Source organism: Castellaniella sp., assembly GCF_049673105.1.
GTDB lineage: Bacteria > Pseudomonadota > Gammaproteobacteria > Burkholderiales > Burkholderiaceae_B > Castellaniella.
This window is the reverse complement of the sequence record NZ_JBATXG010000008.1, coordinates 91,847-106,664: the sequence shown is the minus strand read 5'-3', so window position 1 is coordinate 106,664 and position 14,818 is coordinate 91,847. Positions and strand designations below refer to the sequence as shown.

General features: G+C 58.7%; 16 protein-coding genes and 1 pseudogene. 2 read left to right on the top strand and 15 right to left on the bottom strand.

Annotated features, from left to right (window positions below; genetic code table 11):
* Positions 1-12: 12 nt before the first annotated feature.
* From WBF69_RS03020 to wbpD, 14 genes are read right to left on the bottom strand one after another with little or no spacing between them, the layout of a single operon-like run.
* Complete coding sequence (locus tag WBF69_RS03020) at positions 13-681, bottom strand: class I SAM-dependent methyltransferase (protein ID WP_424261075.1); 669 nt, start codon at positions 679-681, stop codon at positions 13-15.
* A complete protein-coding gene (gene pseC / locus WBF69_RS03015) occupies positions 674-1,837 on the bottom strand; it encodes a UDP-4-amino-4,6-dideoxy-N-acetyl-beta-L-altrosamine transaminase (RefSeq protein WP_424261073.1) in 1,164 nt (387 codons plus the stop codon). Before pseC ends, WBF69_RS03020 begins: the two co-directional genes overlap by 8 nt.
* Before the next feature lie 3 nt (positions 1,838-1,840).
* On the bottom strand, positions 1,841-2,839 hold the full coding sequence (gene pseB / locus WBF69_RS03010; protein WP_424261250.1) for a UDP-N-acetylglucosamine 4,6-dehydratase (inverting): 999 nt from the start codon (positions 2,837-2,839) through the stop codon (positions 1,841-1,843).
* Between the two features lie 55 nt (positions 2,840-2,894).
* Positions 2,895-3,293: a hypothetical protein gene (locus tag WBF69_RS03005; RefSeq protein WP_424261071.1), complete on the bottom strand. Its 399-nt coding sequence runs from the start codon at positions 3,291-3,293 to the stop codon at positions 2,895-2,897.
* A 15-nt stretch (positions 3,294-3,308) separates the two neighbouring features.
* On the bottom strand, positions 3,309-3,677 hold the full coding sequence (locus WBF69_RS03000; protein ID WP_424261069.1) for a hypothetical protein: 369 nt from the start codon (positions 3,675-3,677) through the stop codon (positions 3,309-3,311).
* Between the two features lie 5 nt (positions 3,678-3,682).
* Complete coding sequence (wecB, locus tag WBF69_RS02995; protein WP_424261067.1) at positions 3,683-4,750, bottom strand: non-hydrolyzing UDP-N-acetylglucosamine 2-epimerase; 1,068 nt, start codon at positions 4,748-4,750, stop codon at positions 3,683-3,685.
* On the bottom strand, positions 4,747-5,865 hold the full coding sequence (locus WBF69_RS02990) for an N-acetyl sugar amidotransferase (protein ID WP_424261065.1): 1,119 nt from the start codon (positions 5,863-5,865) through the stop codon (positions 4,747-4,749). The genes wecB and WBF69_RS02990 overlap by 4 nt, the downstream gene beginning before the upstream one ends.
* The gene (locus tag WBF69_RS02985) at positions 5,862-6,629 is read right to left on the bottom strand and encodes an AglZ/HisF2 family acetamidino modification protein (protein WP_424261063.1); all 768 of its coding nucleotides are present in this window, start codon (positions 6,627-6,629) and stop codon (positions 5,862-5,864) included. Before WBF69_RS02985 ends, WBF69_RS02990 begins: the two co-directional genes overlap by 4 nt.
* Entirely contained in the window at positions 6,616-7,248 is a 633-nt protein-coding gene (gene hisH, locus WBF69_RS02980; RefSeq protein WP_424261061.1) for an imidazole glycerol phosphate synthase subunit HisH, read from the bottom strand. Before hisH ends, WBF69_RS02985 begins: the two co-directional genes overlap by 14 nt.
* Before the next feature lie 21 nt (positions 7,249-7,269).
* The gene (locus WBF69_RS02975; protein WP_424261059.1) at positions 7,270-8,538 is read right to left on the bottom strand and encodes an oligosaccharide flippase family protein; all 1,269 of its coding nucleotides are present in this window, start codon (positions 8,536-8,538) and stop codon (positions 7,270-7,272) included.
* A gap of 53 nt (positions 8,539-8,591) precedes the next feature.
* Positions 8,592-8,930, bottom strand: coding sequence for a MarR family EPS-associated transcriptional regulator (locus tag WBF69_RS02970; protein WP_424261057.1), 339 nt, complete (start codon positions 8,928-8,930; stop codon positions 8,592-8,594).
* Complete coding sequence (locus WBF69_RS02965) at positions 8,927-9,871, bottom strand: Gfo/Idh/MocA family oxidoreductase (RefSeq protein WP_424261055.1); 945 nt, start codon at positions 9,869-9,871, stop codon at positions 8,927-8,929. Before WBF69_RS02965 ends, WBF69_RS02970 begins: the two co-directional genes overlap by 4 nt.
* Before the next feature lie 34 nt (positions 9,872-9,905).
* On the bottom strand, positions 9,906-10,997 hold the full coding sequence (locus WBF69_RS02960; RefSeq protein ID WP_424261054.1) for a DegT/DnrJ/EryC1/StrS family aminotransferase: 1,092 nt from the start codon (positions 10,995-10,997) through the stop codon (positions 9,906-9,908).
* A 19-nt stretch (positions 10,998-11,016) separates the two neighbouring features.
* On the bottom strand, positions 11,017-11,592 hold the full coding sequence (gene wbpD, locus WBF69_RS02955) for a UDP-2-acetamido-3-amino-2,3-dideoxy-D-glucuronate N-acetyltransferase (protein ID WP_424261052.1): 576 nt from the start codon (positions 11,590-11,592) through the stop codon (positions 11,017-11,019).
* Positions 11,593-11,948: 356 nt separating this feature from the next.
* On the opposite strand from wbpD, the pseudogene WBF69_RS02950 reads away from it, so the two are divergent.
* Positions 11,949-12,170, top strand: a pseudogene (locus tag WBF69_RS02950) (type II toxin-antitoxin system RelE/ParE family toxin); the annotation flags it as partial.
* The gene (locus WBF69_RS02945) at positions 12,154-12,456 is read left to right on the top strand and encodes a helix-turn-helix domain-containing protein (protein WP_424261050.1); all 303 of its coding nucleotides are present in this window, start codon (positions 12,154-12,156) and stop codon (positions 12,454-12,456) included. The pseudogene WBF69_RS02950 and the gene WBF69_RS02945, both read left to right, overlap by 17 nt.
* 101 nt (positions 12,457-12,557) lie before the next feature.
* Here the strand turns inward: WBF69_RS02945 and WBF69_RS02940 are convergent, their stop codons facing one another.
* Entirely contained in the window at positions 12,558-14,756 is a 2,199-nt protein-coding gene (locus WBF69_RS02940) for an autotransporter domain-containing protein (RefSeq protein ID WP_424261048.1), read from the bottom strand.
* Positions 14,757-14,818 lie beyond the last annotated feature (62 nt).

Here is a 14,818-nt window from a genome sequence, read left to right as displayed (position 1 = left end):
CCGTAACCACTCTCACTCACGCTGGGTCAGCTTTCTAAGCACGGATACCGCCACCCACTCCTGATCATCATCAGTATATTTCCCATCTGCATGAGAACTTAACTCATGCGAATAACAAATATATGCCGGATTCCAATCAAACAGCCGCCGGCAATCCATTTTAAACGAGCTCACACCAGCCTTATGATGATAAGGTCTCGCCATAGGGAATGGCGAATAGAAGTCATGAATGATGATCCACCCATCCGTCTTCAGAACACGATCAGCCTCGCTCGCAATTCTGAACAGGTCATCACGATCACATAAATAGAGACAAAACCCGAATATCACTATATCAAAGGAGCGTTCATCAAACGGCAAGGAATCTGCAGTTCCCTGCACCACAGAAAGCCCTCGACTTCTTGCGGCGTCAACAGCCAGCTTAGAAGGCTCAATACCTTGAACACACTTCATCTGCCCATGATTTTGCAGCCATTCCAGACGACCGCCGGCACCGGCCCCAACCTCCAAGATGGAAAGCCCCAAAGGCGTTATTTCCACTTGAGAAATATTCATCACCTTCTGAACAACAGGATCATCTGAGAAATCTCTCGAAAGCGATTTTTCGGCATTCCTATTGAACCAAGCGTCTCCCTCAGACTCCAGGAATACCGCTTTCTGATTTTTTATTCCATTATCCATGCAGGCCCCTCTTCAAAGCATCTACAACCGTCTCTTGTTGCAACTCACTTAAACTCTGGAACATGGGCAAACTGATTGCTTCGGCGTAGTAGCGCTCGGCCTCGGGAAAATCGCCAGTCTTGAAACCCATAGCCTGATAGTAAGGTTGAGTATGAACAGGAATATAATGAAGGTTGACGCCAATGCCTTGGGCACGTAGCGACTCAAAAACCTGGCGGTGCGTGATGGGAGCGATCCGGCCAAGTTTCAACCGGATCACATAAAGATGCAAACCAGAATAGCTGTCTGCATGCTGCCAGGGCGTAGTAACTGGCAAGTCAGCCAGCAGAGTGTCGTAGCGACGGGCTAATTGGTGGCGACGAGCCACGTACTGATCGAGGCGCTCCATTTGGCTGACGCCTAACGCAGCTTGCAAATCAGTCATGCGATAGTTGTAGCCCAATTCGGTCTGCTGATAGTACCAAGGACCATCTGGCTCATGGGTCATCAGATCGGGATCACGGGTAATTCCATGGCTTCGATACAGCGCCATCCTGGAAGCCAGTTTCTCATCATTGGTCAAGGCCATGCCGCCTTCCGCAGTGGTGATTATCTTGACCGGATGGAAACTGAAAACGGTAACGTCACTATAGCGACAATTGCCAATAAACTCATCGCAGTATTTACCACCAATGGCATGCGAAGCATCTTCAATGACCTTGAAGCCATAGTGCTTGGCCAAAGCATGAATGGCTGCCATGTCGCAGGGTTGGCCGCACAGATGTACGGCCACCAAGACCTTGGGCAACCGTCCTTCACGCGCAGCCCGCTGCAATTTACATTCCAGCGCGACGGGACAAAGGTTGTAGGTGCGCGGATCTATTTCCACGAAATCCACCCGCGCACCGCAATACAAGCCGCAATTGGCGGAAGCAACGAAAGTGATCGGTGTCGTCCACAGCCAATCCCCCGGCCCCAGCCCCAATGCCAGGCAAGCAATGTGCAAGGCCGAAGTCGCGCTATTGACGGCCACGGCATGCTGCGCACCGACTTTCTCAGCGACAGCTTGCTCGAAGGCCGGAACCTTTGGTCCCTGCGTCAAAAAATCCGATTGCAATACCTCCAGTACCGCTGCTATATCGGCTGGGGTGATGTCCTGACGACCATAAGGAATCATGGCTCAGATCCTGCCGATCTTGTCAGCGTTAACCTCTACCCAGGCCCTCAGGGTCTCTACCGACATCCATTCGGGATTGGTGTCACTGGCATAGGTGAAGCCTTCAGGCACCTTTTTCCCTTGTTTGATCCTCTCGGGAGAATCACACCAGCCATTAATAGCGGGCAAGATCTTATAGTGCTCGGGATACTCATAGGTATAGTATGAGTCCTCCGCACCGATCATCTGCTCATGCAGTTTTTCTCCTGGTCGGATTCCGATGATTTTATGTACGGCCTGCGGCGCAATCACCTTGGCAAGGTCTGTGACTTTCATGGACGGAATTTTCTTTACATAGATTTCCCCCCCCACCATATCGTCAAACGCATGCCAGACCAATTCCACCCCCTGTTCCAGAGAGATCATGAAACGAGTCATTCTCTCGTCTGTAATCGGCAGCTCACCGCGATCACGGACCGACATGAAGAAGGGAATCACCGAACCACGTGAGCCCATGACGTTGCCATACCGAACCACGGCAAACCGAGTGCCATGCGCTCCAGAGTACGAATTTCCCGCCACGAATAGTTTGTCCGATGCCAGCTTCGTCGCACCATATAGATTGATCGGACTGCTGGCTTTGTCAGTGGACAAGGCAACGACTCGCTTGACCCCCTGGTCGATGCAGGCATCGATCAGATTCATGGCCCCCATGACGTTGGTCTTCACGCATTCGAAGGGGTTGTACTCGGCCGTTGGCACAATCTTGGTCGCCGCCGCATGTACGACATAATCAACTCCGTCCAATGCACGATACAGACGATCCTTGTCCCTCACGTCACCAATGAAAAACCGCACTCTAGAATCATCACCATATATTTTTGCCATTTCCCACTGTTTCATCTCATCCCGGGACAAGATGATGATGCGCCGTGGGTTATAGCGCGCCAGAGTCATAGGCACGAACGTGTGACCAAAGGATCCGGTACCGCCGGTGATCAGAATAGTTTTTTCTTCTAGCATAGTGTTCATATGGCCTATGTTTCAAGCAGTATCAGCCGTTTTTGAAAACGATTAATTATCTATCAGATACGATTTCGGCATATGAGCCGATTCTCGATATCCGCCCTTGCTGCAACTCAACGATCAGATCACAGCGCTGTAAAGTTGATAATCGATGAGCAATATTCAATACCGTCAGACCGCTCCCTAGATGATCTATAGCATCCATCACCGCCCGCTCGGTTTTATTATCCAGCGCGTTAGTGGCCTCATCAAAAACCACTCTATAAATCATGCCGAACCCAACAAACGCGATCAAGGACATCAGGGGATCAACAGCCACCAATGCCAACAAGATGGCTATCAGGATCACGGCACTGCTCGATAAGGTCAGGACAGGCGTTAAAAAGCTACCGATCACGATATTAACTTTGGTCGTGATCCCTCTGATGATTTCGCTGCTATTACGAGACACATGCACAGCATAAGGCTAGTACAAAGTGCGTTTATAAATCTGGTAACTAAAATCCGCTCCGACTGCGTGAGACAGCTTGGCCTGCGCGTACAACAAGAGCAGCCGCATCCCGCCAGCCAGCAAGGCCGCCGCAATAAACGTAACGGTAATCGGCAATAACAACGCCTCAGGGCGGGTGATCCGTAACCATGCCAGCACCGGCTGAATTGCCGGATAGGAAAACACCTTTTCCGGCTGAGTGAGCACCCCCAGGAAGGGCAGCACGGCCCCCAGGCTCAGCACCTCGGCAAAAGAGGCCAGCACCATCAGAACCAGCAGAACGACAAGCTGCCGCTTACGCCGGGCAGCGAGGTGTGTCCAAAACCCCTGAGCCAGTTGCAACATAGTCACTACTGAGCCCCTTTGACCAGCAGACTCAACAGGCGCCGGGCGCTATCGCCCTGCCCATACAAGGCCTGCGCGTCACGCTTGAGTGTATCGGCCCCCAGCATCGCATCCCGGATGCGCCCCGCATCCGCCCCAACCAGCACATTCGCCCCCGCCTCCACCAACTCAACCCACTCCGTTTCATCCCTCAAGGTGACACAGGGTTTCCCATGGAAATAGGCTTCCTTCTGCACCCCGCCAGAATCCGTAACGACCATGCGGCAATGCGATTCCAGCCACACCATTTCCAGATACCCGACAGGTTCCACCACACGGATCGTATCCGGCAGGTTCAGATGAAACTGCGCCAACTGTTTCCGGGTCCGAGGGTGCAGGGGCAGCACGACAGGCAAGCTGGATTCTGCCAGCCCGGCCAGAATGCCTTGCATCCGCTGGGCGTCATCCGTGTTTTCGGCCCGGTGGATGGTGCACAAGGCAAAGTCACCGATTTCCAGTGCATCGAACCATTCCGGCTTTCTAGCCAATGCCTTGTAGTACAAGGCTGCGTCATACATGACGTCGCCCACCACATGGACCTTTGAATCCGCAACGCCTTCTTTCTGCAAATTGTGCTGCGCGACCTGGGTCGGCGCGAACAGCAGGTCGGCCACATGATCCGTCAGCACCCGATTGATTTCCTCGGGCATCCGGCGATTGAAAGACCGCAGCCCTGCCTCGACGTGGGCGACCGGCACGTGCAGCTTGGCGGCGGCAAGCGCACCCGCCAGCGTGCTATCCGTATCGCCATAGACCAGGACCCAGTCGGGTTTCTCCTGAACGATCAGCGCATCCAGCTTTTCCAGCATGCGGCCGGTATTCTGTCCGTGAGATCCACCGCCCACCCCCAGATGATGATCCGGACGGGGGATGTCGAGTTCATCGAAAAACACGTCGGACATATTGGCGTCGTAATGCTGGCCGGTATGGACCAGAATCTCGCGCGCGGCTGGATATTGTGCGGACAGCACACGGGATACCGTGGCAGCCTTGATGAACTGCGGGCGGGCCCCGATGACGGTCAGCAGCTTCATCGGCGGAACCTCAGGTAGATGTCTTTCAGCATGGTCCACAGTTTGATTTCACTGGGATAAGCCGTATGGGGCCGCTCGGGCCGGTTCAGGTAGTCTTGCAACTGGGCTTCGGTCCATCCCATCTTCTTCAGGAAATACTCGCGGTCATCATCCAGGTCCGCCTGGCTGGGATAGGGGATGTTTTCCAGATCCCGGATCGCGTCCTCACGCGTCATCTGTCCGGCCACGATCAGGGTGGAAAAATGCACCCGGCGTTTGTCCGCACCGAATTTCTGCGGCAGCAGATAGCCCTGATAGAAGCGGGTAAAAATGGATTCATAGTGCTTGTAGGGATACGGTTTATAGCCATGGGATTCCTGCAAGGCCCGCATGGCGTCGAACTTGTTGTATTCCATCAGGTTCAGGATCTGGCTCCATTTGATCCGCCGGACGAATTCGGCCCACACATACTGCAGGGTACCGAAAGTCGGCAATGTCCGGATCTTCACATTTCCATGCGCTTTGGCAATGGCCCGGATGTTGCGCTGATCGTGCTTAAACCAGTTCCAGGATTTTGGAATGCTGAGGCCTTCGGTTGCCTGGTTCGATCCGGACAGGATCCATTTCACCCCATGATGGGTCGCCTGCTGGTAGTTCACCGCCAGCATGGCATTGTCGTACAGCAGTTCGACGTCGATCACGTCGGCATCAAAGAACGCCTGCATCAGCGCCCGGTATTCAGGCCAGTCGATCACGTGGGTATGCAGGTCCACCCCCAGGCCCTGCACCAGGTTGGCGATGTTGTTCTGCGCCAATTCAGAGTTCCAGCCGTTGTCCATATGGACGGCCAGCGGGCGCAGGCCCAGTTCCACCGCGCGCACCAGCACCCAGGAGCTGTCCACCCCACCGGAAACACCGACGATGCAGTCGTACCGCTTGCCCTGGCCATCGCGCTTGACCCGTGCCACGAAGGCATCCAGTTGCTGCTGTCGAGCGACGGGATCGGCATGAATGATATGGCCGGAATTCTCAAGAAAGCTTGTGCAGTAGTTGCACACGCCCTGCGCGTCGAACTGGATGTCGCCCGCGCTGGTGTCCATGACACAGCGGGTACACATCTGATAGGGTCTGCTCATGCTGAGACGTCCAGAATGCGCTCCAGATCCTGGTAGCGCGGGTAGGTAATCAAAACAGCCCGGTGCGGGCCATGAAAGACGAACATCGATCCGGCGGCCACTGCGGATGCGCCCGCCAGGACGGCATCACGGAAATGATCCAGGCTGCCGGCACCGCCCAAGGCAATGACGGGTACGGACACGGATTGCGTGAGCTGCCGGATCAACCCCGTGTCATAGCCCGTCATCATGCCATCGCGATCCGCGTCGTTCAGCAGGATCTCACCCGCACCGGCCTCGACCAGGCGCTGTGCATGACCCAGCCAGTCCGGCGACGCGCGCTTGCCCGCGCTGCTGCCATACAGGTGTGGCCGTTTACGCCAGTCGCGCTGGATGTCAATGGACACGATCACACTTTGACTGCCATAGCGGCTGGCGATCCGCGTCACCAGATCAGGATCCGAGAGCACGGCAGTCTGCAGGCAGATCTTTTCCACCCCCAGGTCGAAAATCCGGGCGGCCTGGTCCAAAGTCCGGATACCGCCGCCGTAGGCCAGGGGCATGAAGCATTCCCCCGCAAACAGCTCGATCGTCTCGAAATCCGGACCTTTTCCGGACCGGGTCGCCTCGATGTCCAGCACCATCAGCTCATCGACTTCCTTTTCATTGAAGATGCGGATGGCGTTGGTGGGATCGCCCACGTACACAGGGTCTTTGAAACGCCGCGTCTTGACCAACCCGCCGTGACGCAGCAGCAGGGCGGGGATGACTCTATGCCGCAGCATTGACCCACCCCACGAAACGACGCATCATGGCCAGGCCGAAGCGATGGCTTTTTTCCGGGTGGAACTGCGCACCGAACAGATTGGTCTTTGAAAACGCGGCAACGAAGTCGCCGCCGTAATCGCAGGTGGCCACCACATCCTCCGGGTCGCGGCACTGGATGCGGTACGAGTGCACGAAATAGAACCGCGAATCGGGCTCATCAGCCGGCAGCAGGGCATTGTCCTTTGCGATGCGCAAGGTATTCCAGCCCATGTGCGGCACCGGCAGCCGGATGAGTCCAGGATCAGGAAACCGCGTGGCCTGGGCATCGAACCAGCCCAGCCCCGGCAGTTGTCCTTCGTCACTGCCACGGCACATCAACTGCATACCCAAACAGATACCCAGCACGGGCACGGCATGGTCGTTGACGGCATCATCCAGAGCACGGTCCAGACCACGCTCCCTCAACGCGCCCATCCCATGATCGAAGGCGCCGACCCCAGGCAGCACCAACGCTTGCGCCTCGCGCACTTCTTTCGGTGTCGACACGCGGTTGGCCGAAGCACCGGCCTTTTCCAGCATGCGGATGACGGAACGGATGTTGCCGCAACCATAATCAAGCACAGAAATTATTTTCACAATCAGCGTGACCTTTGTTCTTCAGACCTGCGCCACTGCAGCCGGCCTGCCGCCGTATCGCCTGGACAGCATCAGATACACCACATACATGCCCGCATAACCGACGCCATACGCAATTAGCGTCGGGCGGTAGGAATCGAAGCCATACAGAACCGCGATCACCATGCCCAGCAAAACGCTTTGCCAGATCAGATCCGCCTGTTGCTTTTGCGCCAGAAAGAAGGTGTAGCTCAACGGGCTGGCGATGAAACGCAATGCAAATAATGGCACCAGCCAGACGGCCATCATCCCTGCCAAGCGCCAAGGCTCGCCGAACACCAGGGCAAAGACCGGCTCAGCCAATGGCACCGTGACCAGCACCAGGCCAAACGACAGTAGCGCCAGGATACGGAAGGTTCGGCGATAGACCTGTTGGCAGTGACCGTGTGTACGCATTTCCAATCCTGCGTCACGAATGAAAACATCGCGGACAGCCCCGCCCAGGACCGCCAGCGGAGCCCCCAAGGTCCTGGAGGCCAGCGCGAAACAGCCCGCTACATCACCGCCATAACGTGCCCCCAGTACGATCACCGGCAACTGGGCAGCCGAGGCATTGATCATGTCGCTGGGCATCGCCAGCAAGGGAAAGCGCCAATAATTGCGCCAGGCATCAGACCACATGGCCCGCAGTTCACGCCACGTACCGGGCAGATATGCCAGGACAGGCAACAAACCGACTGCCACACACACAGCGACGGCTGTCCCAGCAACCTGAGCGACGACTAGTGATCTAGCCGACGGGTCGATCCAGGCCGCCATAATCTGCAAGCCCGTCACTGCGGCTGCCTGCACCAGCCGGATGACATTCAGCGCATGGATCTGTCCGTTATTAGCGGCCCATGCCTGCCAAACGATGGACAGCGCCGCGCACAGACACATAGGCGCCAGCCAGCCGGTCAAAGTAGCCGGGACTCCGAACAAACCAGCCGGCCATAATCTGACAGCCAGCCAGGTCAGCAGACCCAATAAGCAAGCCATGCCCAACACGACCAGGACTGTGACAGCCACCAGCCGCCCGCGTTCCCTGCCATCTGAGGCCAGACCAAACGCCGCATCCAGCCTGGCGGTCAGGAACAGATTGAGAACGACTGACACCCCATACCAGGCGGCGTACAAGCCGAACTCGGCTGGGACATACAGCCTCGCGATCAACAAGGACCCGAAAATGGGGATCGCCTGAGACAGGGCGGCTCCCGAAAAGACCACGGCCACCCGCTGCCAGTAGGACGAAAGAGGCTTACCGAACATCATGACTCATGTCAGTAATCCGCTTTCAGATAAGGCAGCGTGATCAGCGGTCAGCATCATAGGCTGCTTGTATCCGATTCCCGCTGCAATTCTTCGATCTCCTGTCTCAGGGTTTCGTATTCCCGCAGCTTGATCTTCAGAAAACTACGCGTGAGTTCGGCCTTGGCGGCGATTCCCGCAGGGGTCAGCAGGTAAGCGTAGCCTAGTTTGTTTTCGCTATGGCGAAAGTTCTGCATCTTGATCAGCCCCTTGTCCAGCAAGGCGCGCATGCAGTAATTGGTCTTGCCCAAGCTGATGCCCAAAGCTTGCGACAGGTCGCGCTGACTCAGCCCTGGATCTGCTTCCAGTAAACGCAGAACTTTCAGGTGACTTTCTTCGTAAACGCCGTCAGTCATCTTTTCAGAAACGGATGATAATCACCTGCCAACGGCGTTAGGGATGCGCTACGAATGGCAGACACAGTCTGGATGGCGGTACGATTTTCTTCCAGGCCAAAACCCTGGCCTGCCAGGATCCCCTCGTAGCTGCGGGTATGTAGATCCGTGAAGCCGCCGGAAAATTCAATTTCCTGTCCGTCCACGGTGATGGATCGATAGGTGCGCTGGCCAATCGCCTTTTGCGCATCGGGGACATCGTTGTAGTCCACGGACAGGAACCAGCGCACCCGCGCGTGTTCATATTCCAGATAACCACCTGCGTGGGTTTCCGCATTGGCATGCACCACATTGGCCTGCAGGTCGCCAAAGATATAGTGCAGCATGTCGAAGAAATGCACACCGATGTTGGTGGCAATGCCGCCGGATTTCTTCACATCACCCTTCCAGGACTGCAGATACCAGTGGCCGCGAGACGTGATGTAGGTCAGGTCTACTTCGTGTTTGGTGTCTTTCTTCTGCGTTGCAACCTGGTCTCGCAGAGCCACAATAGCTGGGTGCACGCGCAACTGCAGGATGGTATTGACCTTATGGCCCGTGTCGCGCTCGATTTCCTGCAATCCGTCGATATTCCAGGGATTCAGCACCAGCGGTTTTTCGCAGATGGCATCCGCGCCGGACCGCAGGGCGAAGCGCATATGCGAGTCGTGCAGATAATTAGGCGAACAGATCGAGACATAATCAATACGATTGTCGTCACCTGCACGGCGCATCTTGTCCACGTGCCGGTCAAAACGCTCGAATTCCGTGAAGAATTCCGCCTCTGGAAAATGACTGTCGATGATGCCGACCGAATCATTGGGATCCAGAGCGGCCACCAATTGGTTGCCGGTATCTTTGATGGCCTTCATATGACGCGGGGCAATGTAGCCAGCGGCGCCGATCAGGGCGAAATTTTTCATGTCTCTCGTTCGGGTTGGATAAGAAAGTTGTGAATCAGGCTGGTTGGCATTGCGCCACAGCATCAACAACGCGACCAATAGCCGCATCGTCCATATACGGATGCATCGGCAAACTCATCACCCGCTCGGCCACCGCATCGCCGACCGGCAGCGCAACGCTGTCATCCGCCACGGCGGGCTGCCGATTCAGGGGAATGGGGTAATGCACGGCAGTAGGAATGCCGGCGTCCTTCAGCGCAGCCTGCACGGCGGCGCGCTGGCTGATCTGCACGGTGTATTGCGCCCAGGCGCAGACGTTGTGGGTCTCGATGACCGGCGTGGCCTGGACGCCCGCCGCATTGAACAGTCGGGTGTAGGTGTCCGCCACGCGCTGGCGGGCGGCGATTTCATCGTCCAGCACGGCCAGCTTCGGCAGCAGGATGGCGGCCTGCAGGGTGTCCAGGCGGCTGTTCACGCCGACGCGGATGTGGTGGTAGCGGCGATCCTGCCCGTGGCGGGCGATCTGGCGCAGCACGACCGCCAGGGCGTCGTCGTTGGTGAAGATCGCGCCGCCGTCGCCGTAGCAACCCAGGGGTTTGCTGGGGAAGAAGCTGGTACAGGAAATCGTGGACAGGTTGCCGCTTTTGCGGCCTTTGTAGCTGCCGCCCAGGCTTTGGGCGGCGTCTTCGATCACCGTCAAGCCATGCTTGTCGGCGATGACATTGATGGCGTCCATGTCGGCGCACTGACCGTACAGGGACACGGGAATGATGGCGCGGGTCCGGGGGGTGATGGCGGCTTCCAGTTTGGCCGGGTCCAGGACATAGGTGCGCGGGTCGATATCCACGTAGACAGGCTTGGCGCCCAGCAGGGCGACGGTCTCTGCCGTGGCGATGTAGGTGAATCCGGGGGTAATGACTTCGTCGCCCGGCCCGATGCCCAGCGCCATCTGGGCGATCTGCAGGGCGTCGGTGCCATTGGCGACGGTAATGCAGTGCTTGGCGCCGGTATAGTCGGCCAGGCGTTCTTCCAACTGGGCGACTTCAGGCCCCAGAATGAACTGGCCGTGCGCCAGCACGCGCTGGATGTTGGCATCGATGTCGGATTTCAGGCGCTGGTATTGGGCGTGCAGGTCGACGAATTGCATGGTTTCGCTTCAGTTGGGTTCAAAGGCGGGTGCAGTGGCCGTCGGTCAGACGATAGGTGGCGCCGGTATGGGTGCAGATGGCTTCGCCGTCGCCGGTCAGGGGCAGGTCCAGTTGTTCGCCATGTTCGCTCATCCAGCCGATCTGGCGGGCGGGCACGCCGACCATCAGCGCGTAGGGTTTGACGTCTTTGTTGACGACGGCGCCCGCGCCGATGAAGGCGAATTCCCCGATGGTGACACCGCAGACGACGGTGCAATTGGCGCCCAGGGTCGCGCCCTTTTTGACCAGGGTGTCGCGGTATTCGCTTTTACGCTCGATCAGGGACCGGGGGTTGTAGACGTTGGTGAACACCATGCTGGGGCCGCAGAACACGCCTTCTTCCAGGGTGACGTTGTCGTAGACGGAGACATTGTTCTGGATCTTGCAGCGGTCGCCGATGACGACTTTGTTGCCGACGAAGACGTTCTGGCCCAGGGACACCCCGGCGCCGATGCGGGCGCCGCCGCAGACATGGACGAAATGCCAGATGCGGGATCCTTCGCCGATCTGGGCGCCCGGATCGACGATGGCGGTCTCGTGCTGGGTGTGGGACATGGTGTGCGGATCTTCAGATTTTGGGCGCGCTACCGCCGTGCTGTGAGACGATCAGCAAGCGCTTTTTGGGTTGTTCAAGTCGTGAACGCGATAGTACACCAGGCGGATGCTGCTTGAAAACACCTTGCCTGTGAAACAGAGCCACCCCCCCCTCCTCTTCAGGCTTTCCACAATAGGCAATTTGGTCCACCTGCTGGCCATGCGACAGGTTGTCGTCGTTACTATGACTTTGCCTCTGAATACACCTGACGGCGTGGTCATCCCTTCCGTCTAAGTGCTACACCAGAGACTGGAAAATCATACCCGTTTCGGGTATAGTTTGGAGATCGAAATGACGCACACCCTCAAGCGGAAGGACTTTGCGCGCTGGCTACCGCACGCTGGTATCGGCCAGGATCGGCAGCCGCTATGTATTTCTGCATGGGTTCCCGAAAAACGAGAAGGCGAACATCACGCATGACGAAATGAAGGCGCTGCAATTTGCCGGCAAGGTGTTCTTGGGCCTGTCTGCTGAAGCCCTGTCAAAGGCGTTGCAGTTGGGTGTTTTAGTGGAGGTGCATTGTGAGCAAGATCATTGAATCGCTGCGTAGCGACCTAGCTGCGCTCCATAAAGTTGGCGCGATCGGTAAAGTGACGATGCGCGAGTTCGAAGCGATTTGTCCGCCCCCGGTGAGGGAATTCGGCGCTGCCGACATCAAGCGCTTGCGCGAAGGCTTGAAGTTCAGCCAGCCGGTGTTTGCGCTCCATCTGCATACGTCGGCATCGACCGTGCGCAAGTGGGAGCAAGGCGAAACCCACCCCACTGGCCCGGCGCTCAAACTGCTGAATATCATCGCCGACAAGGGCTTGCAGGCCATCATTTGATGCCCACCGAGCTCGTAACGCAGCAACAAACACCTTGCAACCCAGGCCTGTCCCCATCATCTGCGGACAGGCCTGGTGCTTTTAACGCTGCGGAAGCAGTATCAGTGCATCAAGCCTTGGCTGCCACCCAAGACCATGCTTACCCCCAGCCACACCCCATGCTGCATCTGCCCGCCGCCATGCTGGCCGGTATAGGCCAGGGTGGCGGATGCCTGCCGGCTGATGGGCGCATGCACGCCAATGTCCAGCTGCCCGACATGCCGCGCCATGGGCAGGCCGGGAACATCGAACCATCGGTCAGGATCAGCCCGATAGACCTGGGGACTGCTGAAGGTGTTTCCGCCCCACAGGCTGCGCACTGCCGCCTGGGCGAACAGCCGGGCATCGCCTGGCGGGACGGGCCAGCGGCGTTCCACCTGGATGCCCAGCTGAGTCAGCCAGCGCTGGTCGGTTTGCGCATCCAGCGCCACGGCGGCCAGACCTCCGGTTTCCTGGACGGCGGGCCGCCGCAGATGCAGCCAGGCGGTGCGCGCCCATGGGGTAGCGGCCCAGTCCCCCAGCGCCAGCGGCGGCGTGGGGCGAATGTCCACCCACAGCTGGGTCAGGGCCGCACGGGCGCGCGCGTTCAAGGCGGATTCCGCCGGATCGGCCTGGCGGCTGATACGCGCCCGATGATGGGACTGGGCGGCGCCTAAAGTCAACGTGACCGATGGATCGCGGTACTGTGCGCCCAGCCCCAGGTGCGCTGCCTGATCGCGCAGGCGATAGGTGTCGCCATCGCCCGCGGCGGCGTGGCCAGATGCTGTGCGCTGGCGGCCATCCTGCCAGCCGGCGAAAGCAGTCACATGCCAATTCCTACCCCAGGGCCGGCTGACGCCCAATTGCAGGCCGCTGGTATCGCGGTCGTCCCCTGGCAGGCCGTGCTGGTTGCGCCGTTCGGTATTGGCGGCCCAGGTCTGCGCCCAGGCCTGGCCGCTGCCGGTATGGGCCAGGGCCGATTCCCGCAGAAAACGGCTGTCATCCAGCAATGCGCTGCGCCAGCTGGGATCTGCAGTGTTCAGACCTTTGGCGTTATAGCGCAGGGTCAGGCCGACGGATTGCAGGCCGTAGTCCAGAACGGGATCCAGGTAGCGTGCGGGGCTGTTGAGTACCCTGGCGAAACGTCCGCCACCGCTGCTGATGCCCACGGGGGTGAGGGCGGCAGGGTCGGATGCATGGATGGGAACATAGTCCAGGCCGCCGTCCGCCCGGATGATGTCGTAGCGGGTATTGGGCGCCCACTGACCGGGGATGGGGTCCAGCCATAGCTCTCCCGCCAGGCGGATGGACCCCAGGGACTGCAGGGCGGGCTCACCCAGGCCAATGGGGATGCGGGTCCGGGCGCTGTCGGCCAGCTGCAAGCGATTGCCGAACCACAGGGAACCCGGCGTGCCAGGCGATCCGGGCTGCAGATGGCCTGCCACCAAGGCATCCAGGATCAGGCCCGTACCGGACAGCACGGTATCCGGGCGGGCATGGATGGCGCCAAACCAGAACTGGCCCATGGCGATGCCGCCCTGCCCGATTTGCAGGCCGCCCTGGCGCAGGTCCAGCGCATGCGCCGGGGCGAAACCGGACCCCAGCAGGCGCAAGGTCCCGGCGCCGTCTTTGATCAACGGAATATCGGCGGTGATGCCGCCCCGCCAGGTTGCCATGCCCTGGTCCACCCGCAAGGTGGCGGTCGGATCGGTGGCGGCGGACGGCGTCACACCCCAGGCCCCCGGCACCAGGGGCGCGATGGCCGCAAAGGGCCGCGCCTGCAGGTGCTGATCGACGGTGATGCCATCGACCAGGTCCAGACGGGTGCCGCCCGCCATGTCCAGGGTATTGGCGATATGACCCAGCGCGGGGCTGGACTGCAGGCCCAGACTGCCTTGCAGTAGCGCGGTATTGCCGCGATAGCGGTTGGCGCCGGACAGCGCCAGGTGGCCTGCGCCCAGTTTCAGCAAGAGGGATGGGGGATGCATGCCGGGGATCAGCGTATCCTCGCAAATATCGCTGCCCAGTCCTGTCGGGGTGCAGATGGATCCCTGGATGAGCAGACTTTGCCCATGGGCGACGCTAAAGCCGCTGTTTTGCTCCAGCAGCAGCGGGCGGACGATGGCCTGGGTGCCGGGCGGCTGGAACAGGTCGCCCTGCAAAGCAAAAGGCGCCGGGGACGGATCCCACGGCGCCTCGGGCACGACCGGCATCGGTTGGGCAATCAGAGGTGGCGGCAGGCCCAGGCAGGCGCACAAAATGGCAGTGTGTCGGATTGACATATTCATTTCCTATAAAGACGAATAGTCACGAAATGTGACGACCCATCTTGTCAAGCAAATTG

Bases quoted from the DNA above. Each gene is read 5' to 3' on its own strand.
- WBF69_RS02990 (WP_424261065.1), bottom strand. From the start codon at position 5,865: ATGAGCAGACCCTATCAGATGTGTACCCGCTGTGTCATGGACACCAGC.
- WBF69_RS02965 (WP_424261055.1), bottom strand. From the start codon at position 9,871: ATGAAAAATTTCGCCCTGATCGGCGCCGCTGGCTACATTGCCCCGCGT.
- WBF69_RS02985 (WP_424261063.1), bottom strand. From the start codon at position 6,629: ATGCTGCGGCATAGAGTCATCCCCGCCCTGCTGCTGCGTCACGGCGGG.
- WBF69_RS02975 (WP_424261059.1), bottom strand. From the start codon at position 8,538: ATGATGTTCGGTAAGCCTCTTTCGTCCTACTGGCAGCGGGTGGCCGTG.
- pseB (WP_424261250.1), bottom strand. From the start codon at position 2,839: ATGCTAGAAGAAAAAACTATTCTGATCACCGGCGGTACCGGATCCTTT.
- wbpD (WP_424261052.1), bottom strand. From the start codon at position 11,592: ATGTCCCACACCCAGCACGAGACCGCCATCGTCGATCCGGGCGCCCAG.
- WBF69_RS03000 (WP_424261069.1), bottom strand. From the start codon at position 3,677: ATGTTGCAACTGGCTCAGGGGTTTTGGACACACCTCGCTGCCCGGCGT.
- pseC (WP_424261073.1), bottom strand. From the start codon at position 1,837: ATGATTCCTTATGGTCGTCAGGACATCACCCCAGCCGATATAGCAGCG.
- WBF69_RS02940 (WP_424261048.1), bottom strand. From the start codon at position 14,756: ATGTCAATCCGACACACTGCCATTTTGTGCGCCTGCCTGGGCCTGCCG.
- wecB (WP_424261067.1), bottom strand. From the start codon at position 4,750: ATGAAGCTGCTGACCGTCATCGGGGCCCGCCCGCAGTTCATCAAGGCT.
- WBF69_RS03020 (WP_424261075.1), bottom strand. From the start codon at position 681: ATGGATAATGGAATAAAAAATCAGAAAGCGGTATTCCTGGAGTCTGAG.
- WBF69_RS02970 (WP_424261057.1), bottom strand. From the start codon at position 8,930: ATGACTGACGGCGTTTACGAAGAAAGTCACCTGAAAGTTCTGCGTTTA.
- WBF69_RS02960 (WP_424261054.1), bottom strand. From the start codon at position 10,997: ATGCAATTCGTCGACCTGCACGCCCAATACCAGCGCCTGAAATCCGAC.